This is a genomic window from Rothia sp. HMSC071B01, assembly GCF_001808945.1.
Classification (GTDB): domain Bacteria; phylum Actinomycetota; class Actinomycetes; order Actinomycetales; family Micrococcaceae; genus Rothia.
In genome coordinates, this window is record NZ_KV795071.1 from 256,537 (window position 1) to 281,915 (window position 25,379).

Below are 25,379 nucleotides of genomic sequence, written 5' to 3' on the forward strand. Positions count from 1 at the left end.
ACATCAGGGTGCCCGAAGCGAAGCGAGGGCGGGTCCCCTGTAGGAACAAGGAGGGCACCATCCCTCCTAAACCAAAACTAAAAAGTTAAACACAAAAGCCCTGATTCCGAAGAATCAGGGCTTCATTTGTGCGCGATACTGGGATCGAACCAGTGACCTCTTCCGTGTCAGGGAAGCGCGCTACCGCTGCGCCAATCGCGCTCACAAAACAGTTGTTTTGTTGCGAGGTGAGGACGGGATTCGAACCCGCGTACACGGCTTTGCAGGCCGCTGCCTAACCACTCGACCACCTCACCGCATACGCTCCACGAGGGAACGCGTTCGAACTCTTGGAGTCCTTACGAGCGGTTGACGAGACTTGAACTCGCGACATCCACCTTGGCAAGGTGGTGCTCTACCAACTGAGCTACAACCGCATATCAGCGTATTCAATTTGAATCATTCCGTTGGAGTTTTTCGCTCCGTCGTGCTGACAGGTAAATACTATACGGGGTTTTTGAGTGTTTGCCAAATCCTTTGCGGATCACCTTGTGTTCCGCGTGTTTCCGGGGCAGAACGGGGTATTTGGGCTCGTTTTTGAGGTGTGCGAGCAAAATTTATTTTCATGGTGCCGGTCACATTTTCGGGGTTTTGGGGTGGTTACTGTTCCCGTGAGGGCGGCGGCGGGCACACATTGTCCGCCACGATGTCTGCAGAACGTCCACAAAATTTTTCGCAAGGACACGAAAAGGAGGGGCGGGGAACCTGGTTCCCCGCCCCTCCCCTATGAAATCCGCACCGACAAAAATGCCGGGCTCATGTTTTTCTGGAATCTTTTTATAGTTCTTCGAAGAAGAGGCGCTCGTAGACTTTGCGGGCGTTGCGAGTTTGGCGCAGATAGTCCTCTTCGAGGGCGCGGGCACTGCCGGCCGGGTATCCGCACCAGCGGGCGATTGCTTCCAGGTCGGCGCGTCCCGAGGGTAGGGTGTCGGATTGGCGCACGCCGCGCAGTACGTTGCCGCCGCGGATCTTCGTGGCGAGCAGCCAGGCGCCACTGAGGATTTCAGCGTCCGCGGCCTCGACCAGCCCCGCCTCAACCGCGGCGTTTAGCGCCTTCAGCGTGGAGGTGGTGCGCAACCCCGGCACGGCGTGCGCGTGGCGTAGCTGTACGAGCTGGACCAGCCATTCCACGTCGGAGAGGCCGCCGCGGCCGAGCTTGAGCTGGCGGGTGCGGTCGGCGCCGTGCGGCATGCGTTCGTTTTCAACGCGCGCTTTCATGCGGCGAATCTGCTGCACCTGTTCGGGCGCGAAATTTGCCGGGTAGCGGTACGGGTCGATGAGCTCCACGAAAGCCTCGCCGAGCTCTTCGTCGCCGGCGATGGGGCGGGCGCGGGTGAGCGCCTGGAACTCCCAGGTTTCCGCCCAGCGTTCGTAGTAGGAGCGGTAGGAGTCCAGCGAGCGCACGATAGCGCCCTGCTTGCCTTCGGGGCGCAGGTCGGCGTCCACGTCGAGGGGCCGTTCGGCGCGAATGGCGGGCTTGACTGGCTGCTTGAGGAGCGCCAGGGTGCGGTTGACGATGCGTGCCGCCTGTTCCTGTGCGGCGTCTTCGTCGGCCCCGTCGAGGGGTTCGTGGACGAACATGACGTCCGCGTCGGAGCCGAAGCCGTTCTCGGCGCCGCCGAGGCGGCCCATGCCGATGACGGCGATGCGGGTGAGTAGCTTCTCCCCCGCTGTCTCCTCAGCTTCGGCGGGTTCGGCGCCTTCCGGTGCCGTTTGGAGTTCACGCAGGGCAATTTGCAGCGCCGCACCGATTGTGCACTCGTCGATGGCGGCAAGACCGGCGCAGGTGTCCTCAATGTCGACGATGCCCAGGGTCCAGCCCATGGCGGTGCGCAGGGTTTCGCGGCGGCGCAGGTAGCGCACGGCGCGCATCGCCTCGGCGGCGTCCGCGTGGCGTGCCAGCAGGGAGGAAATTTCGGAGGCGAGCGCTTCTTCCCCCAGTGGTTTGAGGTCGGCGACCTTGTCCAGCCAGGCGATGGAGGCGGAGGCGTCCTCAAGCAGGTCGGTCATGGGGCGCGAGCTGGAGAGTAGCTGACTGAGGCGTTCGGCGGCTGCGGGTGAGTCGCGGAGCATGCGCAGGTACCAGCTGGTGCTGCCGAGCGATTCGGAGACGATGCGGAATCCGAGCAGGCCGGCGTCCGCGTCCACGCCGCGGGCGAACCAGCCCAGTAGCACGGGCATGAGGTGTCGCTGAATGTCTGCACTGCGGGAAAGTCCCGTGGTGAGTGCCTTGATGTGGCGCATGGCGCCACGCGGGTCGCGGTAGCCGAGGGCGGCAAGACGGTCCTGTGCCGCCTGTTCGCTGAGCACCACTTCGTCGCGGCTGAGCGTGGAGACGGCGGCGAGCAGCGGGCGGAAGAAGATTCGTTCGTGCAGTGAACGGACGTTCCGTTTAATTTTCTGCCATGCCTTGAGCATCTGCTCGGCAGAGAGCGTGCCGTTGCGTTCCGGGGAAAGGATCGAGCGGGCGAGGGCGCGCTGTTCGGCGTCCTTCTCGGGCATCAGGTGGGTGCGGCGCAGCTGCTGCAGCTGGATGCGGTGCTCCAGCACGCGTAGCTTCTTGTAGTCGCGGCTGAACGCCTCAGCATCGGTGCGGCTAATGTAGCTGACGGCGGTCAGTGCAGCCAGGGAATCCACGGTGGACTTGGTGCGCACGGCGGGGTCGGTTCGACCGTGCACGAGCTGCAATAACTGCACGGTGAACTCAATATCGCGCAGGCCGCCCGGGCCCAGCTTAATCTGGCGGTCCACCTGGTGCGAAGGAATGTTGTCGGTCACTCGGGCGCGCATCGCCTGCACGGATTCCACGAAGGATTCACGGGCGGCGGACTCCCACACGAAGGGGTCGATTGCGCGGGCGTAGCGGGCGCCCAGCTGCGCCGAACCGGCGATGGGGCGCGCTTTGAGCAGCGCCTGGAACTCCCAGTTTTCCGCCCAGCGCTTGTAGTACTGAACGTAGGATTCGACGGTGCGAACGAGCGGGCCGTCCTTACCCTCGGGGCGTAGGTTCGCATCGACTTCCCAGAGGGCGGGTTCGGGTGCGGGGCCCATGATGGCGCGGGTGAGGGCGTGCACGAGCTCCGTGCCGATGGTGGAACATTCGTTCTCGGTGAGCTTGAGCGGGGCACTCTCCCCCTCTGCCCCGGCGTTGGGCGCGCCGCCAGCGGCGGCGGGTTCCACGGGCGCAACCACGTACACTACGTCAACGTCAGAGATGTAGTTCAGCTCGCGGGCACCGCACTTACCCATACCGATAATCGCCAAGTCCAGGGCGTCTACGGCTTCGCCTCGGCGAGGAGCCGCCAGACCGGGCCCCAGTCCCTCCGCTACTTCGGTGCGCGCAATAGCGAGCGCGCCCTCCAGCGCGGCGGCTGCCAAATCGGCGAGGTGACGACCGATGGTGGGCATCATTTCGACCGGGTCTTCACAGCACACGTCGAGCAGGGCGATGCGCGCCAGGGCGGCGCGGTAGGCAACGCGCAGGGTCACGTAGCCGTCTTTGCCGGTCTGTTCGGCGGCAGCGCGCGGACGCTCCGCGTGGGGGTCGGCGCCGAGGGCGGTGAGGATATCGCGGCGGTAGGGGGTATCCAGCGGTGCGATGGGGGTCAGGAATTCCCCGTCGGTTTCCGGCAGGATTGACGCCGGGTGCTGGGAGCGAATCAGCGCGCTCTCAGCCGGGTACACCTGCGTGTCGAAGAGCGGATCGATGAGCTCGGGGCGGCGGTAGAGAAAATCGCCAATCGCCTGGGATGCGCCGAGCAGTCGGTACATGCCGAATTCTTTGTCGCCGCGGTTGGCGCGTTCGGCGACCGCCGGGTGCTTCTCGATGAGACGCACGAGGGCGGGCAGGGCAATATCCGGTGAGGGTGCGAGGCGCAGCCCGGCAAAGAGCGCATCCTGCGAGACGTGCTTCAGTTCGGGTGCGTTGAGCCAGCGTTCTGCCTTGGACGGGTCGTGGAAGCCGGTGGCAATCATGCGGGTGTGCAGGCGCAGCTGTGCTTTGCGTTCGGCTTCGGCGCGCTGTTCGTCGTCGAGCGCATCGGGGGCGATGTCGGTCAGCGGTTTGGGTTCTTTGGCGGGGTCAACAATGCGGATGAGCCCGGTGACCGGGTAGTGAGAGCTGTCAGTCATAGCGTGAGAACTGTGGGTAGAGAGTATAAATTTCGGCGGGATAAAAAGCGATGCTGATACACCTGTGGGCGGTACCCGCCGGCGTGTTACCGGTAGCGGGTACCGCCCTGAGGCTGTCAGCGCTCACTCATCCTGTGAGGAGGTGAGAGGATCCAGCCGTTAGAGGATTCCGAGGTTGTGCTTGAGCTCGTAGGGGGTCACCTGAGCCTGGTACTGGTCCCAGTCGGCGCGCTTATTGCGCAGGAACTGCTCGAAGACCTGCTCGCCCAGAACCTCCGCCATGAACTCGGATTCTTCGGTGATATTGATGGCTTCACGCAGGGACGCGGGCAGCGGGTTGTAGCCCATGGCGCGGCGTTCGGCGTTGGTCATGGCGGCGAGGTCTTCGGTCACGGCGGGCATGAGCGGGTACTCGTTTTCGATACCCTTCAGACCGGCGGCGAGAATCACCGCGTAGGCGAGGTACGGGTTCGATGCTGAGTCCAGGCCGCGGTACTCGATGCGGGCGGACTGCATCTTGTTCGGCTTGTACAGAGGCACACGCACGAGGGCGGAGCGGTTGTTGTGGCCCCAGGAGACGTAGGAGGGTGCCTCGCCGCCGCCCCAGAGGCGCTTGTAGGAGTTGATGAACTGGTTGGTGACCGCGGTGAATTCGGGGGCGTGCTTGAGCACACCGGCGATGAAGTGGCGCGCGGTCTTGGACAGCTGGTATTCGGCGCCGGCTTCGAAGAATGCGTTGGTGTCGCCTTCGAAGAGGGAGAAGTGGGTGTGCATGCCGCTGCCGGCGTACTTGGTGAAGGGCTTGGGCATGAAGGTTGCGTACATGCCGAGCGAGTAGGCGACTTCCTTGATGACGGTGCGGAAGGTCATGACGTTGTCGGCGGTCTGCAGGGCGTCGGCGTGGCGCAGGTCGATTTCATTCTGGCCGGGGCCGGTTTCGTGGTGGCTGAATTCGACGGAGATGCCAACTTCTTCGAGCATGGTCACTGCCTTGCGGCGGAAGTCCTGCACGATGCCGCCGGGGGTGTGGTCGAAGTAGGATTCGTAGTCCACGGGCACGGGGAATCCGTCGGCGCCGAGCTTGGAGGATTCGAGCAGATAGAACTCAATTTCGGGCGAGGTGTAGCAGGTGAAGCCCATCTCCGCAGCTTTGTTGAGTACGCGCTTGAGCACGCCGCGGGTGTCGGATGCGCTGATTTCACCGTCGGGGGTGAGTACGTCACAGAACATGCGGGAGGTGATGTCTTCTTCACCGCGCCAGGGCAGAATCTGGAAGGTGGAGGGGTCCGGCTGCAGCAGCATGTCGGATTCGTAGATGCGGGAGAAACCCTCAATCGAGGAACCATCGAAGCCCAGGCCCTCGTCGAAGGCGCTTTCTACCTCGGCGGGCGCGAGCGCGACGGATTTGAGGGTGCCGACCACGTCGGTGAACCAGAGGCGGATGAAGCGGATGTCGCGCTCTTCGATGGTGCGCAGTACGAATTCCTGTTGACGGTCCATGAGTTGCCCTCTCGGTGCGGGCGCGCATCCGCGTGGTACCCGTCTGTGGGTGGCGGAGGCGCGCTAAATTTGCTGCCGAGGTGTGGAAGACCCTGCTGCGGAAAGCCCTGCATGTCCCATGGGATTCCAGAGGATTCCAGGGGGTTCCGCAGTGTTGCGTGCCAGCGGTGCTGGCGCCTCCTTGCCCCGGCGTATGTCCTGTTGTTATCTAGCCTATCGGGTTCTGCTGTGTGGCGGGCGGGTGGGAAGTTTCGTTTGTGTAAATTCTCTTTTTCTGCGCCGCGGTAGCTCAGATTCTGGGCGATGCGAGGAGGGGCGCTCCCCCACTTTTTCTGCGGTGTGGGTTTTACTCAGATGCCAAGCAGGTTCAGATACCTAGCATATGACGGTTCTCGGGGCGGGGAGCGGGGTCGCCTTGCGATAATGGGAGTATGCTACATTCCATTCTTCCCTCGACTGTGCAGTTTCCGTCGGAGCAGTTTCCATTGGCGCAGCTTCCGCTGGCGACCAGCATCGTTGCCGCTGATCCTACCGGTTTAGAGTGGCTACTACTTATTGCCGCCCCCATTGTTTTCTTGGTGTTGTATCTGGTCTGCCTTTTTGCGGTTGCGGTCTTTGGCCCGACAGTCATGAAGAATAACAAGACCGGTGGTGCGACCTACCTGCTGGACCGCCCCTCCCGTGTGGCGTTTAGGACTCGCACCGTGGCGTTGTGGGCGCTGGTTGGTGCGTTTGTGGAGTTCATCTGGACCGGTTACACGGGCCGTTTGGGGTCGAGCGCGGCTATTCCGGTCATTATTTTTAGTTGGTCGTGGAAGTACACTTTCTTCTTCTTGCCGCTTCAGGTAATTCGTTCCTGGTATGTTCACGCAAGCCGCGGCAAGTATGATGCGCTGTCGGCTGAGGGCGCTCAGCGCCGTGAGAAGCTGAACCGTAAGAGCGCGTACGAGGTGTCGAAGATGATGCAGCGTAACCCGCAGCAGTTCGCGATGAGCAAGGAGCTGCATACGCTGGCGCGCGGTCAGAAGATTGCGGGCGTGCGTCCGTTCCAGAATCTTGACGAGGCGGGTAAGAAGCGCCGCACGAACTATACGGTGGAGCTGGCTGTGGCGCTCATGCAGGCGCGTGCTATGAACCCCGGCAAGCTTCCGTCGGAGGCGTTCGGTGAGAGCATCCTGGGTATGGGCGTTGGCATTGCTTCTAATCGGGCGGTGGAGCAGACCTGGCTGACTCTGTGCACGGAGCGTGTCAACGCGCCGGATGCACCGAATTACCCGGATTCGCTGTACCCGGTTGCGGCTCGTTTTTCGCTGTTTACCACGATGTCGCTGTTGCATCCGGTGATGGGCCGCCCCTATTCACCATTTACTGCGCCGAATGCGCGCCGTTTCGTGCCCCGTGATTTCTCGGCGGATACTGTGCTGTTGAAGACTGAGGAGCTGGGCAAGAAGGCTCTGGCGCAGAGCGCTATTTTCCGTCAGATTCATGAGCGTCTTTTGCCGTTGCATCGGCAGCAGCCCCAGCTGGTGGATGGCCGCGCCCTGGCGTATTGCGGTGCCCTGCTGGTGACTGTGGCGAAGGCGGAGGCGGAGAGCCAGCGGTTGACGAGCCAGATTCTGGCGGCGGCTGCTTCTGAGCGTGGCATCCTGTCCTTTGGCGTGTTCTCGCAGATCTCTGAGGATTATCAGTGTGTTCGGCGTCTGCTGAATCTGATGGTGAAGGCGACCGCCGACATTGAGCGTTTCCTGAACGCGGTGGAGGCGCTGGTGCAGATGCATTCTGGCCCGGTTCAGCCGTCCGGTATTGCGTACGAGAAGGCGCAGATGGAGTACATTGCCGCTCTTCTGGACGTTATTGTCTTCTCTTCGCACGCCCCGCTTGCCGGTTCTATTCAGGCGTCTTACGCCCTGCTGAAGGCAGACTATGAGGCGTTTACGTTCAACACTACCGATGAGTTGAGCCGCAGCTACTGGTTGCAGTACGCGAAGAACGCGGTGAGCGCCTGCGATACGGGTCTAGCTCAGGGCTACGAGGGTTTCTTCGGCGCTGATGATGCAACAAAGACGGCTGATGCGGCGAGGACGGCGTGGGAGTCCTACGCGGAGGACGTCGTGAAGGAAGTCTGCACCTACTCGATTACGCAGCTGTATTGGGATGCGCTGGTGCAGCAGGCGCTCATTCAGCGCGATTTGCCGCGTGAGTTTAGTGATGCTTCTTCCGCTATTCCGGAGCTGATGAATAAGAACGCCGCTGCGTCGTTCCCGACCTACTACATTAACCTCATCTGGAACTAGGCATAGTTGTTCCCTCGTGGTGAGCGGTACGCCAGGTTGGAGCCGTGCAGGGTTAGAATAGTCAGCATGACTACTGAGCGTTCTTCCGAGATCTCTTCGCCCTACGCGGCACAACCTGCCGCTACCTCCGCGGCTGCTCCCGCGACTGCTTCTGCATCGAAGCCTTTTGACCTGGACACCGTCAAGAAGGTTCGTACCGTTCACCTGGCGCAGGCTAAGGCGACCGGGCAGAAGTTCTCCATGCTGACCTGCTACGACGCCCTGACGGCGCAGATTTTTGACCGTGCCGGCATCGACATGCTGCTGGTTGGCGATTCTGCGGCGAATGTGGTGCTCGGTTACGAATCGACCCTGACCATTACCCTGGATGAGATGATTCCGCTGGTTGCGGCGGTTTCTCGCGGTGCATCCCGCGCCATGGTGGTTGCCGATCTGCCGTTTGGTTCTTATGAGCAGTCCCCGCAGCAGGCGGTGGCGAGCGCTGTTCGCCTGATGAAGGAGGGCGGTGCACACGCGGTCAAGATTGAGGCGGATGCTTCGATGGCTGAGTGGGTTCGTGCCCTGGTGCGTACCGGTATTCCGGTGGTGGCGCATGTTGGTTTCACCCCGCAGTCGGAGCATGCCCTGGGTGGTTTCCGTGTGCAGGGCCGCGGCGATGCGTCTGAGCGTGTCCGTGAGGATGCGGTGGCGCTGGCTGAGGCCGGCGCGTTCTGCGTGCTCATGGAGATGGTGACCTCCCAGACCGCGCAGCTGGTGGATGAGACTGTGGGCGCTGTGCCGACCATCGGTATTGGTGCCTCGAATGTGACGACCGGTCAGGTGCTGGTGTGGCAGGACATGATGGGTGTTCGTGCCGGTCGCGTGCCGCGTTTTGTGAAGCAGTTTGCGCAGGTCGGCCAAATCATGGAGGACGCTGCGCGTGCTTATCGTGAGCAGGTTCGTTCGGGTGAGTTCCCGGCGGCTGAGCACAGCTTTGAATAGGCTTTAGGTTTAGAAGAAAGCTTGAGAAGAAAGACCCCCGTATCCGGTGCTCCGGGCGCGGGGGTCTTGCTGTATCTATTTTTCTGCCTCTGTTAGACGCCTCTATTAGAGGCATACGTGCAGAACGTTCGCTGGGCTTTAGAGCAAGGCTTTAGAGCAGGCCGCCGTCCTTTTCCCAGGCGTCGTTGCGTTCGCGGGCGCGGTCCATGGCGTGTGCCGCCTCCTCGTAGGTTTTGAAGGGGCCCCACAGGGAGGTGACGGCGCTCTGCTGGCCGCGCTCAACCTCGCCGGTTTTGAGGTTGTACCAGTACTCTTCGGGATGCGGGCTGGTGGCTTCGGTCGCGGAGTTCAGGGTCTTTTCGACCGCCGATTCGATGGCTTCGCTCAGGCGGTTTTTCTTCTCACTCATGGGTTCTCCTTCGACGGTGAGGGGCTGGTGTTTCTAGCTTCTCACGCACATAGGTTCGTGGCAACGAGGCGGGCAGAGCTTCTCACGGCGCTCCCCCTCCAGGGTCTTCCGCCTCTGTCTTCCGTTCCGCGCAGTTTTACCGCTAGGGTGCATGAAATTTTATTCACAATCTGGGAAAAAGGTACGGCTTATGTATCCGCCGCTTTTTAGCGCCCCCGCAAGGGACACAACCCGCCCGCGCCCGGTAAGATGAAACTATGTCTTCAACCAAAACGAATACTTCGCATAATCTTCCCGCAGAGCCCGGTCGAGCACCCGTCGGTTGCCTGACCCCCGGACGCGTCACCCCCATGCGCCCGGTCCCCTCGCACATTGTTCGCCCCGAGTACGTGGGTAAGCCCACCGCCAACGAGGGTAACGACTCGAACATGTACACCCCCGAGGAAGTTGAGCGGGTTCGCGCAGCCGGCAAGATCGCGGCAGGCGCCATCGTTGAAGCATCCAAGATTTGCGTGCCCGGCACCACCACCGACGAGATTGACGTGCTGGTCCACGAGTACATTTGTGACCACGGCGCGTACCCCTCCACCGTGGATTACCGCGGCTACCCCAAGTCCGTGTGCACCTCCCTGAACGAGGTCATCTGCCACGGTATCCCGGACTCCACCGTGCTGGAAGACGGCGACATCCTCAACCTAGACGTCACCGCATACCTGGACGGCATGCACGGCGACACCAACAAGACCCTGCTCGTCGGCAACGTGGACGAAGAGTCCCGCCTGCTCGTTGAGCGCACTGAGGAGTCCCTCAACCGCGCGATTAAGGCTGTGAAGCCTGGCCGCCAGATCAACGTGATTGGTCGCGTCATTGAGAAGTATGCGGCTCGCTTCGGTTACGGCGTGGTTCGCGACTACACCGGCCACGGCGTGGGCCGTGAGTTCCACTCGGGCCTCATCATCCCCCACTACGATGCGGCACCCGCCTACGACACCGAGATTCGCGAGGGCATGATTTTCACGATCGAGCCCATGCTGACCCTCGGCACGATCGAATGGGACCTGTGGGACGACGACTGGACCGTGGTCACCCGCGACCGCAAGCGCACCGCGCAGTTCGAGCACACCCTCGTGGTGACCGCTGACGGCGCGGACATCCTCACCCTGCCCTAAGTTATTGTCTTAGGCATCTAAGTTTTACGGCTAACCTGCCGGACCATCTATTCATTATCACTCGATAGCGCAGATATGTTCCTCCGCTCAGGCGAAGGAAAGAAAGGAAATCATGGCTAACTACGCTGAGCCCGGCCTCATCAACGACCTGCCCGAACCCACCCCCAAGGACCTGCAGATTGGTGTGGACATTGGAGGCACCGGCATTAAGGGCGGCATCGTCGACCTGCGCACCGGTAACCTCGTGTCCGACCGCTTCCGCATCGACACCCCCAAGCCCGCAACCCCCGCCGCTGTGGCTGAGGTTGTACGCCGCGTAGTTGATGAGCTGCAGGGCCGCGACCTGGCGCCGGACCCCGAGTCGGCTGTCGGCATTGACTTCCCCGCAGTGGTGAAGAACGGCATGGTCTTCTCCGCAGCGAACGTGGACGACTCCTGGATTAACACCGACCTGGAGCAGGTCATGAGCGAGGCTCTGGGTGGCCGCACTGTCTACGGCCTCAACGACGCTGACGCAGCCGGTCTGGCTGAGGCAACCTACGGTCAGGGCCGTAACCGTGACGGTCTGATCGCTGTCATCACCCTGGGCACCGGTATCGGCTCCGCCCTCATCAACAACGGCGTGCTGATTCCGAACACCGAGCTGGGTCACCTGGAGATTGACGGCCACAACGCCGAGTCTCAGGCTTCCGCTCGTGCCCGCGAGGTGCACGAGCTGTCCTGGAAGAAGTACGGCAAGCGCCTGTACCGCTACTTCGAGCACGTACAGATGCTCTTCTCCCCCGACCTGTTCATCATTGGCGGCGGCATCTCCAAGAACCCGGAGAAGTTCATGCCCTACTTTGAGGATCAGATTCGTACCCCCATGGTCATGGCTGCCCTGCGTAACAACGCGGGTATTGTGGGTGCGGCACTGTGGGCTGGCGGCATGCTGCCGGAGCGTCAGCGCCGCGGCGAAGCGTAAGGGCTTGCTTCCTGCTATCCGCCTCGGATAGCGCTTCACATACGTACGAAGGGACCGCCTTCCGAATCATTCGGAAGGCGGTCCCTTCTGTATGCCGCCGCTCATGTAGCGGCGGCCGAGCTCATTAGCTACTGGGTTAGCTAGTGGCTGTGCTAGTCAGTTACTGTGCTAGCTAGTTACTGGGCGATGCGGTCCTCACGCAGACGCGCAATCGCCTCCTCAAAGTCTTCAAGGTTCTCAAAGGCCTGGTACACGCTCGCAAAACGCAGGTAGGCGACCGCGTCCAGCTTCGACAGCGGCTCCAGGATGGTCAGACCCACCTCGTGCGCGTTAATCTCCGCCAGACCGCGGGCACGAATCAGCTCCTCAACCTCCTGGGCGAGCTTCGCCAAATCGTCCTCACCCACGGGGCGACCCTGGCATGCCTTACGCACGCCGGCGGCAATCTTCGAACGGTCGAAGGGCTCGGTCACGCCCGAACGCTTAATCACCGAAATGGTGGTGGTTTCAACGGTCGTGAAGCGGCGAGCGCAGGAGGTGCACTGGCGGCGGCGGCGAATTGCGGCGCCGTCATCGGTGGTGCGGGAATCCACCACGCGCGAGTCGGTGTGCTTGCAATAGGGGCAGTACATTCGTTTCTCCTTGGCTGGGCGTTAGGGGCGCCCGCGTATACAGCGCTCAAGAATATTTATACCTATTCTACCGTGATATACAGCGGGTACACCGTATGTTGTGAGTGAATATACGCTCAGGGTGGACTCTGCTATGCAGAATCCACCCTGTCATTCCCCTCAGCGGGGCGTGTTGTTAGCGTCGAATGCAGCTCGGACCGAAAATCGTCTTGATTTCACCGAAGAGGCTCGGGTTCGGTTCCACGCGCACACTCGGGTCCAGCAGCACCAGCTGCTCCTTATCGCGGGTACGCACGAGCATGCGCACATCCGCGGTTCCCTTGTGGTCGCGCAGGGTCTCCTTCAGCTCCTTCAGGTTCGCCTCGGTCACCAGGTACTCGGGTACCACGATGGTGATGGGTGCGGCGCGGCCGTCATCGCTGATTTCCAGGATCTGCAGTTCCTGCGCGCTCATGTTTACGCTGCCGTCGTCACGGCGCTGCACGCGGCCACGAATCGAGCAGATGAGGTCGTCCGCCAGGGCGGCGCCCATCGTCTCGTAGGCGCGGGAGAAGAACATGACCGTAATGGTTGCGCCCGAGGGGTCTTCCAGCTCCACGGAGGCGTACTGGTTACCGCTGGACTTGGCGATACGGCGCGAAACGCCGGTGAGCATGCCCGCAATGGTGACGGTTTCGCCGTCACGCACGTGCGAGTCTTCACCGATGATGTCGTGTACCGAATGGCTTGCGGCATCCGAGAGCGCACGCTCCAGGCCACGCAGCGGGTGGTCCGAAACGTACAGGCCCAGCATGTCACGCTCAAAGTTCAGCTTCTCACGGCGGTCCCACTCGGGCACGTCGGGGATGGTCACGGTCAGCTCATCACCCAGGGCGTCATCCATGCCGAGGGAGCCGAAGAGGTCGAACTGACCCGCCGCTTCCTTACGTTTGACTGCCACGGCTGCGTCCACTGCCGCCTCGTGAATGAGGGACAGCGAACGGCGGGTGTGGCCCAGGTCGTCGAAAGCGCCCGCCTTAATGAGCGACTCGATGGTGCGCTTATTGCACACCTGCAGCGGCACCTTCTTCAGGAAGTCATTGAAGGACTCGTAGCGGCCCTTCTCCTCGCGGGCGGCAATCATGCCTTCGACCACGTTCGCGCCCACGTTACGGATCGCGCCCATACCGAAGCGGATATCGTCACCGACAGGGGCGAAGGTCAGGGTGGACTCGTTCACATCCGGCGCGAGCACGGTAATGCCCATGGCGCGACATTCGTTCAGGTACAGCGCGAGCTTGTCCTTGTTATCGCCCACGCTGGTCAGCAGTGCAGCCATGTACTCCTGCGGGTAATGCGCCTTCAGGTACGCCGTCCAGTAGGACACCAGACCGTACGCAGCCGTGTGCGCCTTGTTGAACGCGTAGTCAGAGAACGGCAGCAGAATATCCCAGAGCGCCTTAATAGCGCCCTCAGAGTAGCCGTTAGAAATCATGCCGTCGTGGAAGGTAGCGTACTGCTTATCCAGCTCCGCCTTCTTCTTCTTACCCATCGCACGGCGCAGCAAGTCTGCCTCACCCAGAGTGTAGTTCGCGACCTTCTGAGCAATCGCCATAACCTGCTCCTGATACACAATCAGGCCGTAGGTGGTGTCCAGAATATCCTTCAGCGGCTCTTCCAGCTCGGGGTGAATCGGCTCAATCTCCTGCTTACCGTTCTTACGCAGAGCGTAGTTGGTGTGCGAGTTCGCGCCCATCGGGCCCGGACGGTACAGCGCCAACACTGCCGAAATGTGTTCGAATTCCTCAGGCTCCATGAGCTTGAGCAGCGAGCGCATCGGGCCGCCATCGAGCTGGAACACGCCGAGGGTGTCACCGCGCGCCAGCAGACGGTACGATTCCGGATCGTCCAAAGACAGGGATTCCAGGTCCAGGTCGATGCCTCGGTTGACCTTAATGTTCTCCACCGCATCGGAGATGATGGTGAGGTTACGCAGACCCAGGAAGTCCATCTTGATCAGGCCCAGGCCCTCACAGGTGGGGTAATCGAACTGGGTGATGACCTGGCCGTCCGCCTCGCGGCGCATCACGGGGATGACGTCCACGAGGTCCTTGCTGGACATAATCACGCCCGCAGCGTGCACACCCCACTGACGCTTCAGACCCTCCAGGCCCTTCGCTGTCTCGAACACCTGGCCGTAAATCTTATCGACCGGGTCCTCAATGAGGGCGCGCAAATCTGCCGCCTCGGCGTAACGCTTATCCTCTTCGTTGTACACGTTCGCCAGGGCGATGTTCTTACCCATGACGTCCGGCGGCATCGCCTTGGTGAGGCGCTCGCCGACCGAGTATGGCTGGTCCATCACACGGGAGGCGTCCTTGAGCGCCTGCTTCGCCTTAATGGTGCCGAAGGTGACGATCTGCGCGACCTTCTCTTCACCGTACTTTTCGGTCACGTAGTCGATGACTTCGCCGCGGCGACGATCGTCAAAGTCCACATCGAAGTCGGGCATGGAGACGCGGTCGGGGTTGAGGAATCGCTCGAAGATCAGGTCGTGGTCGAGCGGGTTCAGGTCGGTAATACGCATCGCGTACGCGACCATGGAGCCTGCACCGGAGCCACGGCCGGGGCCCACGCGAATACCGTTGCGCTTAGCCCAGTTGATAAAGTCGGCGACCACGAGGAAGTAGCCGGGGAAGCCCATGGAGGTAATAACCCCCACCTCGTACTCAGCCTGCTTACGCACCTTGTCGGGCACGCCGTCCGGGAAGCGGTAGTGCAGGCCCTTCTCGACCTCCTTCACGAACCAAGATTCCTCGTTTTCACCCTCGGGCACGGGGAAGTTCGGCATGTAGTTCGCCTTGGTGTTGAACTCCACGTTGCAGCGTTCAGCGATTTCGAGGGTGTTCTCGCACGCGCCGGGAATGTCACCGAACAGAGCGTACATTTCTTCTGCCGAGCGCAGGTAGAAGTTATCCGCGTCGAACTTGAAGCGCTTGGGATCGGTGAGGGTCGAGCCGGACTGCACGCACAGCAGCGCCGCGTGGGCGGTGTGGTCTTCCTGGCGGGTGTAGTGCAGGTCGTTGGTGGCGACGAAGGGCAGGTTCAGCTTCTTGGCGAGGCGGTGCAGATCCTCCTGGACGTTGCGTTCAATGTCCAGGCCGTGGTCCATGACCTCGCAGTAGAAGTTATCTTTGCCGAAAATATCGCGGAATTCGCTCGCCGCCTGGACCGCCTCGTCAAACTGCCCCAGACGCAGGCGCGTCTGAACCTCACCGGAAGGGCAGCCGGTGGTGGCAATCAGGCCCTTCGAGTAGGTCTGCAGCACCTCGCGGTCCATACGCGGCTTGTACAGCTGACCTTCCAGCGACGCAATCGAGGAGGCACGGAACAGGTTGTGCATGCCCTCGGTGGTTTCAGCCCACATGGTCATGTGGGTGTAGGCGCCACCACCGGAGACGTCGTCGCGGGAGCCGTCGCCCCAGCGCACACGCGAACGGTCGGTGCGGTGCGTGCCGGGGGTCAGGTACGCCTCCACACCAATGATGGGCTTGATGTCGTGCGCTTTAGCCTGGCGCCAGAAGTCGAAGGCACCAAAGAGGAAGCCGTGGTCACTGGTCGCCATGGACTTCATGCCGAGTTCTTTAGCGTGGGTGAATAGGTCACCCAGGCGCGCGGCACCGTCGAGCATGGAGTACTCGGTGTGCACGTGCAGGTGCGTAAATTCTTTGGTTGCCACGGGAATCTCCTGGAGGTGTGGGCTGGAGGATAGGCGGTGAATGTGAAGCTGTGTGCGGCAGCCCGCGGGTGGCTCTACCTAGCTGGGCTGTCTAGCCGAACCGAGCTGTCTAGCCGAACCGAGCTGTCTAGCCGAGCTGAACCTTACCCTCGCGCAGAGCGGTCAGCGCGTAGGACAGGTCGAGCGGGTACTCGCTGGTGAAGGTCACGCGCTCTCCGGTACCGGGGTGGTCGAAGCCTAGGCGGTGCGCGTGCAGCCACTGGCGGGTCAGACCCAGTTCGGCACTAAAGCGCGGGTCGGCGCCGTAGGTCAGGTCGCCGCAGCAGGGGTGGCGCAGCGCGGAGAAGTGCACACGAATCTGGTGGGTGCGTCCGGTTTCTAGGTGCACCTCTACCAGGGATGCGGGGCCGAAGGCTTCGAGCACATCGTAGTGGGTGATGGAGTTGCGGCCGTCTTCGACCACGGCGAACTTCCATTCGTTGCCGGGGTGGCGGCCGATGGGTGCGTCAATGGTGCCGCGCAGCGGGTCGGGCAGGCCCTGCACGAGGGTGTGGTAGACCTTGTCCACGGTGCGTTCCTTGAAGGCTCGCTTGAGTTCGGTGTAGGCGCGTTCGCTGCGGGCTACGACCATCAGGCCGCTGGTGCCCACGTCCAGGCGGTGCACAATGCCCTGGCGCTCTGCCGCGCCGGAGGTGGCAACCGAAATGCCCTCGCCCATGAGCGCGGAGATGACGGTGGGGCCGTGCCAGCCGGGTGAGGGGTGTGCCGCCACGCCTGCGGGCTTGTCCACCACAACGATGTCCTCGTCCAGGTGCACGATGCGGAAGCCGTCCACCTTCTCGGGGCGGATGTCCGCCAGATCGCGCGGTGCGGGTGCGTCCACGACGACCTCGTCCCCTGCGGAAAGCTTGTAGGACTTGCCGATTTTCACGGTCTTGCCGTTGTTGGTCACGGTCACGTGGCCGTCACAAATCCACCCGGAGGTGCGGGTGCGCGGCGCGTCGAGGGCACCGGCGAGTGCGGCGTCCAGGCGCATACCGGCGAGCGCGCCTTCAACGGTGAATTCGGCGCGGATGCGTGCCGTATCTTCGGCGGCGTTGGTGGTTTCGCTCATGCGGCTCTCCTTCGGGTGGTGTTTGCTTAGGTTGTCTGTGTGGGAGGGGTCAGTGTGAGAGGGGGCTGTATGAAAAGTTCGCTGCTTGAAAACGTCTCTGCGTAAAAAATTCTCTGAGTGAAAACGTCTGCAGGCGCGTGTGTCGGCAATGTAGCCGGGGCGGGGAGCTACTTGGAGCTCTTCTCTGCTGCGTTCTTGTCGCCAGCAGGGGTTTCGTCAGCGGGCGCCTGCACGCGGGTGCCGTTGAGGTTCAGGCCCTTGAAGTTCAGCAGCACGATGAACGCCATGCACACGCAGATTGCGGAGTCTGCAATATTGAAAATCGCGAAGTTCGGTACGGAAATAAAGTCAACCACGTGGCCGGAACCGAAGCCGGGCTCGCGGAAGAGACGGTCGAAAAGGTTGCCGCAGATACCGCCGAGCAGTCCGCCCAGCGCGAGGGTCCAGGACAGAGCGCGGGTGCGGCGCAGCAGGTAGAACACCACGGCCGCGGCGGCAACCATGACGAGGGTGAAGACCCAGGTGACGTTCTCACCCATGCTGAATGCGGCGCCGGAGTTACGAATCGAGTACCACCACAGTAGCCCGTCAATGACGGTGATGCGCTCCCCCAACTGCATCTGGGTAACGACCAGGTATTTGGTGCCCTGGTCGATAGCGAACACGACGGCGGCGAGCACGAGCGCGAGAATCCCCGCGGAGCGAGCCGAAAGGATGCGCACGCGGCGTCCAGTAGCTTCTTCGGTGGTGTTTTCGGCAGCGTTATCGCTAGCCTGTGCGACTGAGGATTCAGCAGTCTTGGGGGTGTTGGTCATAGCTCTCCTCTAGTCTGTGCCGGTTGCGACGGTCTGTGCCGGTTGTTGCGCCTACGGCGCGGAGGCCCTATGGTGCGGAGGCGGGTCGCGCTCGCGTTCGATAGTGCCCCTCTAGCTTAGCAAATCGGGGTAGTGCATCGAGTATTCGGTGGTGATGTGGCGGGTGCTCTCCCCCGCTTCGCGCCCTGGGTTCTTAGGCCGTGCCGGGCGGGCATGAGAATACCGCCCGGTTCTCTCGATCTTCCCCGGTGAATAGCGGTGGAAGAGAAAGAATCCGGGCGGCATACGCCTCAAAGCGTCGTTAGCTGATTTATGCGGAAGCCTCGATGGACTTGAGGTTCTTCAGCTCCTGAACCTGTGCGTCCAGGTGCTGCAGCAGCTTGGAGCGGTAGCGGCTCTCGAAGCCGCGCAGAGCCTCAACAGCGATCTCCAGCTCTTCCTTCTCGTCGGTGAGGCGAGAGAGAACCTCTTCGCGCTGCTGCTGAGCTTCGCTCACCATAGCGTCTGCCTTCCTCTCTGCCTCTTCGAGCAGTTCAGCCTTAGCCTTCTCGCCCTGCGCCACGTAGTCGTCGTGGACCTTCTGAGCCATAGCGAGCAGTGCCGCCGCGTCCTGAGGTGCAGCCGATGCCGCCGAGGACTGTGCGGGTGCTACAGCCGCTGCCGGGGAATCGGGTGCGTTTGCAGAGAGCTGCTCAACCTGACGCTCCAGGGCATCACGATCGGAGTAGAGTGCGCGCAGTTCGACAACGAGCTCGTCCAGGAAGTCATCGACCTCGTTGCGGTCGTAACCGGACTCTTCGGTTACAATCTTGAAGCTCTTAGTGATCAGGTCTTCGGGGGTGATTGCCATGGGCTTCTCCTCTGGGTATCCCTACGGTGTTTGGTGATGAAGTTGGGTGCCGCGGATTCACCAGCCAGATAGGTCGTGATCCCCAATAATTCAGGGTCCCGATGGGTCAGGGCATGGCTATTCCGCTATGCAGTCGTTGGCACCAATTCTACTATTCTTTAGTTTCTGTGCCCGGTTATACGTCGGTTGAACCGTAAAATATTCGCTCTGCGCAAGGGTGGGATTCACCACGTCTAATATCCGCCCTAGTCCCCGCTACCACCCTTATGTTTTCTGCCCTGCGGTGCATTTTGAGAAGGTTTTCGAGAAGACATTTTGACGCTCCCCAGGCAGACCCTAAGCACAGAACCCAGGCAGAGCCTAAGCACAAGAACGCAGGCGCAGAAAACCCCCGCTCTGCACTCAACCCGTGAACGGGTCAGGCAGGCGGGGGTCTATCGTTTGTGCTCGTCAGCTGTCGTCTCTTAGCGGGCAGGCGCTTACGAGAAGGCCGCGGTCATCCGCATCATGATGCTCAGCAGCAAAGACAACAGAACAATCAGAATCAGGAAGCCGGTGTCCAACGCAACGTTACCCACACGAACCGGCGGGATCAGGCGGCGCAGCTGGTTCATCGGCCAGTCAGTCACCGCGTACACGCCGCTGGCGAAGAGCAACACAATGCCCTTGGGTCGCCACTCGGGAGCGAACATGCGCACCCAGTCAAAGAGCATGCGCAGCAGCATCGCAATGTAGAGAACGTAGATAACGATCGTTATGAGGGCGAAAATATAACCCATCTATCAGTCCTTAGCCCTGGTCGAAGGGGAATTCGCCGTCGGTCTCAAAGCCGGCGGGAACCTCGGAGTTAGCCACACCCAGAACCTCCAGGTTGGAGGGGGTCAGCAGGAACACCTTAGCGGTGACGCGCTCAATGCGGCCCTCCAGTGCGAATGCCAGACCGGATGCGAAGTCCACCAGGCGCTTTGCGTCTGCGTCAGGCATTTCTTCCACGTTCATAATCACGGGAATGTTCTCGCGGAATGCCTCACCAATGATCTTTGCGTCATTGTAGGAGCGGGGGTGGATAGTGGTGATGCGACGCAATTCGTCCTCTTCTTCCTCGTAACCGTAGGTGTATCCGTTGGTTTCTTCGGGCTCGTAGCCCTGTTCGTAGTAGCCGTCGTTGGAGTACGTATCGGCGTACTGCTCGGTGTATTCGGTATTCGGCACCGGGGTGTCCTCCCAATTGTCTGCGCTGGCATCGTCCCAAGTCTGCTCGGTTTCTGCCAGATCAGCTGTGGTTTCAGGTGTATGAGCGGTGGCGTATGCCGCTGCATCTACGGTTGCTCGTCCGTCGGCAGATTCTTCTGCGTCCAGATACTCGGTTTCTGTACCGTCATCGTAGCTATCAGCCTGCAGGTACTCTTCCTGTTCAGTATAGGCGGGTTCGTCCTGCTGGTGGTAGGTTTCGCTCTGCGACTCGGCATCGCTGTACTGTGCCGAGCCGGGCAGTGCTGAGAGCCTGTTGGCGCTGTCGGTCTTCTGTGCTGTAGCAGCCTGCCCTGCGGAGGCGTTTGTCTCCCGGTAGGAGTCAGCCTGCACAGCCTGCGGGGATTCTTCCGGCGTCGTCTCAGCGCCCTGGTATCGTTCCAGGCCGAGGAAACCCGCCAGACGGCTTTGCTTCGCCATGATTCTCTCGCTGTTCTTTCACGTTGGTGGTGTACAGGGGCTGCCGTGGTGCTTCGTCAGAAGGTGTGTGCGTGACGGTACGCCATGCACCGGCATGTATATATTACCAGCGCCCACCCCGCACGGGCGGTCAAGGGCACCGATGATTATGCCGCCGCCAGCAGACCCATCAGCTGAAAAGACTAACGGCTAAAGGGCCTAGAGCGCCGGACGCTTACCCATGATGTCGCTACCCACGCGCACGCAGGTCGAACCCCAACGCACCGCCGCCTCCAAATCCCCGCTCATGCCGGCGGAAATCTCGGTCGCGTGCGGCACCTGCTCACGCACCAGCGACGCCAAACCGTAGAGCTTCTCAAACGCCGCATCCGGGTTCATGCCCAGCGGCGCCACCGCCATCACACCGCCACAACGCAGATGCTCGTGATTCTCGATGCGCTCCACCAGCTCCAGCAACTCGGAGGCGCTCGTACCGCCGCGCGCGCCCTCAGCGGCGTGGCCAGCCGTCGCAACCTCCGCCAGGGACACCTGCACCAGGCAGGTCAGCGCGCCCTGCTCCGCCGCCGCGGGTGCGGGCGCCTCCCCCGCCTCAAAGCGGGAGAGCTGGTTCGCGTACGCCTTCGCCAGCGCGTCCGCCAGGGAGGGGCGGTCCACCGAATGCACGCTGGAGGCGTACTTGACCACAGACTTCGCCTTGTTCGTCTGCAACTGGCCAATAAACGCCCAGTGCGGGGGCTGCACCTCACGCTGAGCACAGTATGCGGCAAGCTCGCGAGCCTTCGCGCTCGCCTCCTGGTCGCGGTTCTCACCGAAGAGGGTCACTCCCCCATCCAGCAGTGCCGCCGCGTCGGAGGCGGGGAAGAACTTCGTGACCGTCACCAGCTGCACCGGGGCGCTCTCCTCGGTACGCACGGCGCTGTGGTCCTGCTCCGCGGTACGGATACGCTCAAGCACGCGGCGGTAGTTCTGTAGCAGCTGCTCGGCACGTTCGGGAGTGTACTGCAGGTTCTCTTCTACGTTCATTTCAGACATCTTCTCTCCTTCAGCGGCTTTCTATCTTTAGCAGCTCTAGGCGGCGGGCTCTGGCGCCTTCTCAATCCACACCAGACCCGCGATACGGCCCGGCTTCTCACCGCGGTTCGTGAACCCGCGATGCGAATACACCTCGGGCTCCTCAAACGTGCACTGCGCACAGTCCATGCTCACCTGCACGCCCGCCTCCTCCAGCACGGCGCGGGCACCGGCGGGCAGATCCAGGCCGGGGGTCTGCTGGCTGGTCACCGAATGCACCTGCGGAATCAGTTCGGTGGACTCAGTGCGCATCTCCTCGGGCACCTCGTAGCAGCTACCGCAAATGCTCGGACCCAGCCAGGCGGTAATTTTCTCCGCGCCGAGCTGACGCATCCGCTGCACAGTCTGCTGAAGCACGCCATCAAGCAGGCCGCGGCGGCCAGCGTGAGCCACCGCCAGGATTGGTTGCCAGTTCGCGACCCGCTCACCCACCAGCACCACGGGAATGCAGTCCGCCACCATAATCGCCAGGGGCACGCCCTCACTGCTAATCGCCGCATCGGCGACCGGGGAGCTCTCCAGCACCGCGCGGGCACGCTCAGCGGTACGCTCCTCGGGTGCACCGGGCGCGTAGGATTCCACCGCGTAGTCTTCCGGGTAGGCAATCTGCACACCGTGCACCTGGTTCAGGTAGAAGAACGGGTCGGTACCCAGCGCCTCCTCCAGGGCGGCACGGTGGTTGAGGGTGCGCACCAGGGAGGCGTCCATGCCGCCGCCGAGCTCATCGTCCACGTGCAGGCCCAGGTTGCCCGCCGCGCGGGAGGTAAAGCCCACCCGCACACGCCAGGGGCCCAGGGTGCGGGTATCGGCAGAGGCAAGCAGCGAAGTTTTGGGGTTATCGCTCATCTTCTATTCCTTCATCAGATGTCAGCAGGTATAACGGCGGGTATAGCAAAGGGGAGCCGAGAACAGCACAATGTGCGTGTTTCTCAGCTCCCCTATAGCTTCATAAGACTCTCAGCCGTGCAACGCCTATGCGTTCACAGCCGGGCAGACTACTTCAGGAAGTCAGGGACATCCAGGGTGTCGCGGCGAGCCGGAGCTTCCTCTACAACCGGGGGAAGGTCAACGTCGAAGCCAGCAGCGCCGGTGGAAGCCGGAGCAGCAGCGGGTGCGTTGTAGCCGTAGCCGTTAGCAGCCGGAGCGGTGGAACCGCCGAAGGATGCCTGGGTGCGCTGAGCCTGGGTAGCTGCAGCAGTGGAAGCGTTGGAGTTGGTCTCCGGGTTTACTGCGTCGAAGCCAGCAGCAATCACGGTCACGCGAGCCTCATCGCCCAGTGCGTCGTCAATAACAGCACCGAAGATGATGTTTGCGTCGGGGTGAGCAACTTCCTGAACCAGGCGTGCAGCCTCGTTGATCTCGAACAGACCCAGGTCGGAGCCACCCTGAATGGACAGCAGAACGCCGTGTGCACCGTCGATGGATGCTTCCAGCAGCGGCGATGCGATAGCCAGCTCAGCTGCCTTCACAGCACGGTCCTCACCGGATGCCGAGCCGATACCCATCAGAGCCGAACCTGCACCCTGCATGACGGACTTAACGTCAGCGAAGTCAAGGTTGATCAGGCCGGGGGTGGTGATCAGGTCGGTAATGCCCTGCACACCGGAGAGCAGAACCTGGTCAGCGGACTTGAATGCGTCCAGCATGGAGACGTTGCGATCCGAAATCGACAGCAGTCGGTCGTTCGGAATAACGATCAGGGTATCAACTTCATCGCGCAGAGCAGCGATACCGGTCTCAGCCTGGTTGGAGCGGCGACGGCCTTCGAAGGTGAAGGGGCGGGTCACCACACCAATGGTCAGAGCGCCGAGGGAGCGGGCAATACGTGCCACGACGGGTGCGCCACCGGTACCGGTGCCACCGCCCTCACCTGCGGTCACAAAGACCATGTCTGCGCCCTTGAGGACTTCCTCAATTTCCTGCGCGTGATCCTCGGCTGCCTGACGGCCAACCTCGGGGTTTGCGCCCGCGCCAAGACCGCGGGTCAGCTCACGACCAACGTCCAGCTTAACGTCTGCATCGGACATCAGCAGAGCCTGAGCGTCAGTGTTGATAGCAATGAACTCAACGCCGCGCAGACCAACCTCAATCATGCGGTTGACTGCGTTGACGCCACCGCCGCCGATACCAACGACCTTGATGACTGCCAAGTAGTTCTGGGGAGTTCCAGCGTCCATGTATTCCTCGATTGTTCCGTGTTCCAGCTTCGGAAGACCCGCAGCTTAATCTAAGCCTGAAGGTTTCCTCTAAAGAATGACTTTATCTGCTAGGATACCAAACTGTTTTTGTCGGTTCCTAGTCACACAGCGCAATTACCCCCTCTTTTTGCGGATTTCACACAAAAAGGGAGGATAAAGCGCCTGAATGGTTCCCCTAACGGGTCACCGGTACGCGCGGGGCAGACACGTCATAGACGGTCACCTTCTGCGTCTGTGCCTCGGAAGATTTCTCCTCCTGAGCACGCTTGGCAATAGCCTGGCGCAGGGAGAGCAGGACCTTAGCCTTCAACTCGCTCTCTTCAGCGGTTCCCCACTGCACCGTAGTATTATCCCTCAAGGTTAGAGTGATACTTGAGGTTGACGTAGCGCTGGCTTCCTTAACCTGAGCTAGAAGTTCAGAGGGCATTGCCGAAAGCGCGGTAGAAATAGTGTGGAACTCAGCCGAAGTCTGCGGGTCATCACCGCTGAAACGAACCAGCGGCACCGACGTATCGGGCTGAGTTGCCGACTCCAGAAGGCTCACACCATCGCTATCAACAGTATGGTACGTATCGCCCTGCTTCACAACCGCAACCGCGGTACGCTCCTTCAGAGTCACCACCAGCTCATGCGGCGGACGGCTCTCCACCTGCACGCTACGAATCACATTATCCTGCCCGAGCAGCTCACGCACCTTCTTCTCATCGATGCGAGTGAGCGGAACACCGCGCAGAGGCTCAAGCTTCTGCTCCACCTGGGTGGTTTCCAGCAGGGACGCGCCGCGCACCGTAATCTTCTGAGTCGCCAACAGGGGCGAGAAGAAGACCAGCACCACATACAGCACCGCGATAATAGCCAGTGCCGAGACGGTGTACAGCAGCTTACGGGCACGAGTCAGAGGCGCACGCTCCTTACGGGGGCGCTCCTCAGCACGCAGACCGTCCAGACCCGGATCCTGACGCAGACGCTCACGGTGAGCCTGACGGCTCGCACGCTCGCGCTCCTTCTCAATTTCCGCTGCACGCTGCTGCTCACGCTCGGCACGCCAACGACCAAAACGGCTCGCGGGGCGAGGCTCTTCAACGGCCTTCTCCCCCGCCTTATCGGCGCTTTCTTCAGCGTTCTGAGCGGCAGACTCTTCGCGAGATTCAGCAGAATCGGCAGAAGACTTCTTGTCAGAACTCTTCTGAGCAGCCTTCTGATCGGCTACTTCCTTTTCTGCGCTCTTCACCGACTGCGAGGATACAGTCTGAGCAGAGGCGCCCTTGGCGGATGAAGTCTTCGACGAAGAATCCTCAAACGCCTCAACATCAAACAGCTCAGGCGCGTGCTCAACCTCAGACACGGTACGACCGGTCATCAGCGCAGAACGCACCGAATCCTTCAAAGACTGCGCCGAAGAATGAACCGCCGCAGCGCTCTTGGACGCCGAAGAATCAGCACCGTTCTGGCTGTGCGACTTATGCACCACCGGCTTACGCGGCATGTGGCGAACAGAGCTCGAAGGCTGAGTAGCGGCAGACTGGGCAGAAGCCTCCGAGGATGCAGCCTCGACAGGCTTCACGGCGTCCGCAGACTTCATAGCTTCCGAGGGCTTTGCAGTCCCAGTAGCTTCTGCGCTCTTCACAACCTGAGGCTGGGTGGCCTGCGGCTGAGTCAGCTGAGACTGCGCAGATTCAGCCTGCACAGGCTTAGATTTCTTAGCCTCAACCTGCGCATTCTCAGCTACCTGCTGGGCGCGCAAACGAGCACGCGAACGCGGAGCCTTCGGCGCGCGCGAGGAGGAATGCCCCTCCGAAGAGAGACCAGAACTCATCGGCACA

The 25,379-nt window shown here is 61.5% G+C and carries 17 protein-coding genes, 3 tRNA genes and 1 pseudogene; 4 read left to right on the forward strand and 17 right to left on the reverse strand.

Features of this window, described 5'->3' with window-relative positions:
- Positions 1-129: 129 nt before the first annotated feature.
- The 5 genes from HMPREF2527_RS04515 to glnA all read right to left on the reverse strand — a co-directional run bounded on the left by HMPREF2527_RS04515 (position 130) and on the right by glnA (position 5,670).
- Positions 130-201: transfer RNA gene (locus tag HMPREF2527_RS04515), tRNA-Val, on the reverse strand.
- 24 nt (positions 202-225) lie between these two features.
- Positions 226-296, reverse strand: a tRNA-Cys gene (locus tag HMPREF2527_RS04520).
- A 47-nt stretch (positions 297-343) separates the two neighbouring features.
- Positions 344-416, reverse strand: a tRNA-Gly gene (locus HMPREF2527_RS04525).
- A gap of 400 nt (positions 417-816) precedes the next feature.
- Positions 817-4,170: a bifunctional [glutamine synthetase] adenylyltransferase/[glutamine synthetase]-adenylyl-L-tyrosine phosphorylase gene (locus HMPREF2527_RS04530; RefSeq protein ID WP_210390369.1), complete on the reverse strand. Its 3,354-nt coding sequence runs from the start codon at positions 4,168-4,170 to the stop codon at positions 817-819.
- A 159-nt stretch (positions 4,171-4,329) separates the two neighbouring features.
- Positions 4,330-5,670: a type I glutamate--ammonia ligase gene (gene glnA, locus HMPREF2527_RS04535; protein WP_049340701.1), complete on the reverse strand. Its 1,341-nt coding sequence runs from the start codon at positions 5,668-5,670 to the stop codon at positions 4,330-4,332.
- Positions 5,671-6,101: 431 nt separating this feature from the next.
- On the opposite strand from glnA, the gene HMPREF2527_RS04540 reads away from it, so the two are divergent.
- Positions 6,102-7,964, forward strand: a complete 1,863-nt coding sequence (locus HMPREF2527_RS04540) for a geranylgeranyl pyrophosphate synthase (RefSeq protein WP_070506702.1) — start codon at positions 6,102-6,104, stop codon at positions 7,962-7,964.
- Positions 7,965-8,030: 66 nt separating this feature from the next.
- Positions 8,031-8,945, forward strand: coding sequence for a 3-methyl-2-oxobutanoate hydroxymethyltransferase (gene panB, locus HMPREF2527_RS04545; RefSeq protein ID WP_070506705.1), 915 nt, complete (start codon positions 8,031-8,033; stop codon positions 8,943-8,945).
- Positions 8,946-9,096: 151 nt separating this feature from the next.
- Here panB and HMPREF2527_RS04550 read toward each other — a convergent pair whose 3' ends face one another.
- Positions 9,097-9,354, reverse strand: coding sequence for a hypothetical protein (locus HMPREF2527_RS04550; protein ID WP_080975013.1), 258 nt, complete (start codon positions 9,352-9,354; stop codon positions 9,097-9,099).
- A gap of 257 nt (positions 9,355-9,611) precedes the next feature.
- On the opposite strand from HMPREF2527_RS04550, the gene map reads away from it, so the two are divergent.
- Together map and ppgK are read left to right on the forward strand one after the other, a co-directional pair.
- Positions 9,612-10,523 carry a type I methionyl aminopeptidase gene (gene map / locus HMPREF2527_RS04555; protein WP_070506708.1) on the forward strand — a complete coding sequence of 304 codons (912 nt, stop codon included), beginning with the start codon at positions 9,612-9,614 and terminating at the stop codon, positions 10,521-10,523.
- Between the two features lie 112 nt (positions 10,524-10,635).
- Entirely contained in the window at positions 10,636-11,487 is an 852-nt protein-coding gene (gene ppgK, locus HMPREF2527_RS04560; RefSeq protein ID WP_070506710.1) for a polyphosphate--glucose phosphotransferase, read from the forward strand.
- Between the two features lie 176 nt (positions 11,488-11,663).
- Here ppgK and nrdR read toward each other — a convergent pair whose 3' ends face one another.
- The 11 genes and pseudogenes from nrdR to HMPREF2527_RS04615 all read right to left on the reverse strand — a co-directional run bounded on the left by nrdR (position 11,664) and on the right by HMPREF2527_RS04615 (position 25,372).
- A complete protein-coding gene (gene nrdR / locus HMPREF2527_RS04565) occupies positions 11,664-12,119 on the reverse strand; it encodes a transcriptional regulator NrdR (RefSeq protein WP_005506525.1) in 456 nt (151 codons plus the stop codon).
- A 175-nt stretch (positions 12,120-12,294) separates the two neighbouring features.
- Positions 12,295-15,837 (reverse strand): DNA polymerase III subunit alpha, encoded by a 3,543-nt coding sequence (gene dnaE / locus HMPREF2527_RS04570; protein ID WP_070506713.1) that lies wholly within the window; start codon positions 15,835-15,837, stop codon positions 12,295-12,297.
- 127 nt (positions 15,838-15,964) lie between these two features.
- Positions 15,965-16,951, reverse strand: coding sequence for an RluA family pseudouridine synthase (locus HMPREF2527_RS04575; RefSeq protein WP_070506715.1), 987 nt, complete (start codon positions 16,949-16,951; stop codon positions 15,965-15,967).
- Positions 16,952-17,118: 167 nt separating this feature from the next.
- The gene (gene lspA, locus HMPREF2527_RS04580) at positions 17,119-17,766 is read right to left on the reverse strand and encodes a signal peptidase II (RefSeq protein ID WP_141744445.1); all 648 of its coding nucleotides are present in this window, start codon (positions 17,764-17,766) and stop codon (positions 17,119-17,121) included.
- A 310-nt stretch (positions 17,767-18,076) separates the two neighbouring features.
- Positions 18,077-18,616: a DivIVA domain-containing protein gene (locus tag HMPREF2527_RS04585; protein WP_049340716.1), complete on the reverse strand. Its 540-nt coding sequence runs from the start codon at positions 18,614-18,616 to the stop codon at positions 18,077-18,079.
- Between the two features lie 479 nt (positions 18,617-19,095).
- A complete protein-coding gene (locus HMPREF2527_RS04590) occupies positions 19,096-19,395 on the reverse strand; it encodes a YggT family protein (RefSeq protein WP_070506718.1) in 300 nt (99 codons plus the stop codon).
- A gap of 10 nt (positions 19,396-19,405) precedes the next feature.
- Positions 19,406-19,717: pseudogene (locus HMPREF2527_RS09890) on the reverse strand (cell division protein SepF); the annotation flags it as partial.
- Between the two features lie 768 nt (positions 19,718-20,485).
- Complete coding sequence (locus tag HMPREF2527_RS04600; RefSeq protein ID WP_070506722.1) at positions 20,486-21,319, reverse strand: YggS family pyridoxal phosphate-dependent enzyme; 834 nt, start codon at positions 21,317-21,319, stop codon at positions 20,486-20,488.
- Between the two features lie 36 nt (positions 21,320-21,355).
- Positions 21,356-22,204, reverse strand: coding sequence for a purine nucleoside phosphorylase YfiH/LACC1 family protein (locus tag HMPREF2527_RS04605; protein ID WP_070506725.1), 849 nt, complete (start codon positions 22,202-22,204; stop codon positions 21,356-21,358).
- A gap of 149 nt (positions 22,205-22,353) precedes the next feature.
- Entirely contained in the window at positions 22,354-23,535 is a 1,182-nt protein-coding gene (ftsZ, locus tag HMPREF2527_RS04610) for a cell division protein FtsZ (protein WP_005506541.1), read from the reverse strand.
- Positions 23,536-23,731: 196 nt separating this feature from the next.
- Positions 23,732-25,372, reverse strand: a complete 1,641-nt coding sequence (locus HMPREF2527_RS04615; protein WP_246824776.1) for a cell division protein FtsQ/DivIB — start codon at positions 25,370-25,372, stop codon at positions 23,732-23,734.
- Between the last annotated feature and the right edge of the window lie 7 nt (positions 25,373-25,379).

Bases quoted from the DNA above. Each gene is read 5' to 3' on its own strand.
- HMPREF2527_RS04530 (WP_210390369.1), bottom strand. From the start codon at position 4,170: ATGACTGACAGCTCTCACTACCCGGTCACCGGGCTCATCCGCATTGTT.
- nrdR (WP_005506525.1), bottom strand. From the start codon at position 12,119: ATGTACTGCCCCTATTGCAAGCACACCGACTCGCGCGTGGTGGATTCC.
- panB (WP_070506705.1), top strand. From the start codon at position 8,031: ATGACTACTGAGCGTTCTTCCGAGATCTCTTCGCCCTACGCGGCACAA.
- HMPREF2527_RS04550 (WP_080975013.1), bottom strand. From the start codon at position 9,354: ATGAGTGAGAAGAAAAACCGCCTGAGCGAAGCCATCGAATCGGCGGTC.
- HMPREF2527_RS04590 (WP_070506718.1), bottom strand. From the start codon at position 19,395: ATGGGTTATATTTTCGCCCTCATAACGATCGTTATCTACGTTCTCTAC.
- HMPREF2527_RS04615 (WP_246824776.1), bottom strand. From the start codon at position 25,372: ATGAGTTCTGGTCTCTCTTCGGAGGGGCATTCCTCCTCGCGCGCGCCG.
- HMPREF2527_RS04605 (WP_070506725.1), bottom strand. From the start codon at position 22,204: ATGAGCGATAACCCCAAAACTTCGCTGCTTGCCTCTGCCGATACCCGC.
- HMPREF2527_RS04600 (WP_070506722.1), bottom strand. From the start codon at position 21,319: ATGTCTGAAATGAACGTAGAAGAGAACCTGCAGTACACTCCCGAACGT.
- map (WP_070506708.1), top strand. From the start codon at position 9,612: ATGTCTTCAACCAAAACGAATACTTCGCATAATCTTCCCGCAGAGCCC.
- glnA (WP_049340701.1), bottom strand. From the start codon at position 5,670: ATGGACCGTCAACAGGAATTCGTACTGCGCACCATCGAAGAGCGCGAC.
- HMPREF2527_RS04585 (WP_049340716.1), bottom strand. From the start codon at position 18,616: ATGGCAATCACCCCCGAAGACCTGATCACTAAGAGCTTCAAGATTGTA.
- HMPREF2527_RS04540 (WP_070506702.1), top strand. From the start codon at position 6,102: ATGCTACATTCCATTCTTCCCTCGACTGTGCAGTTTCCGTCGGAGCAG.
- ppgK (WP_070506710.1), top strand. From the start codon at position 10,636: ATGGCTAACTACGCTGAGCCCGGCCTCATCAACGACCTGCCCGAACCC.
- ftsZ (WP_005506541.1), bottom strand. From the start codon at position 23,535: ATGGACGCTGGAACTCCCCAGAACTACTTGGCAGTCATCAAGGTCGTT.
- HMPREF2527_RS04575 (WP_070506715.1), bottom strand. From the start codon at position 16,951: ATGAGCGAAACCACCAACGCCGCCGAAGATACGGCACGCATCCGCGCC.
- lspA (WP_141744445.1), bottom strand. From the start codon at position 17,766: ATGACCAACACCCCCAAGACTGCTGAATCCTCAGTCGCACAGGCTAGC.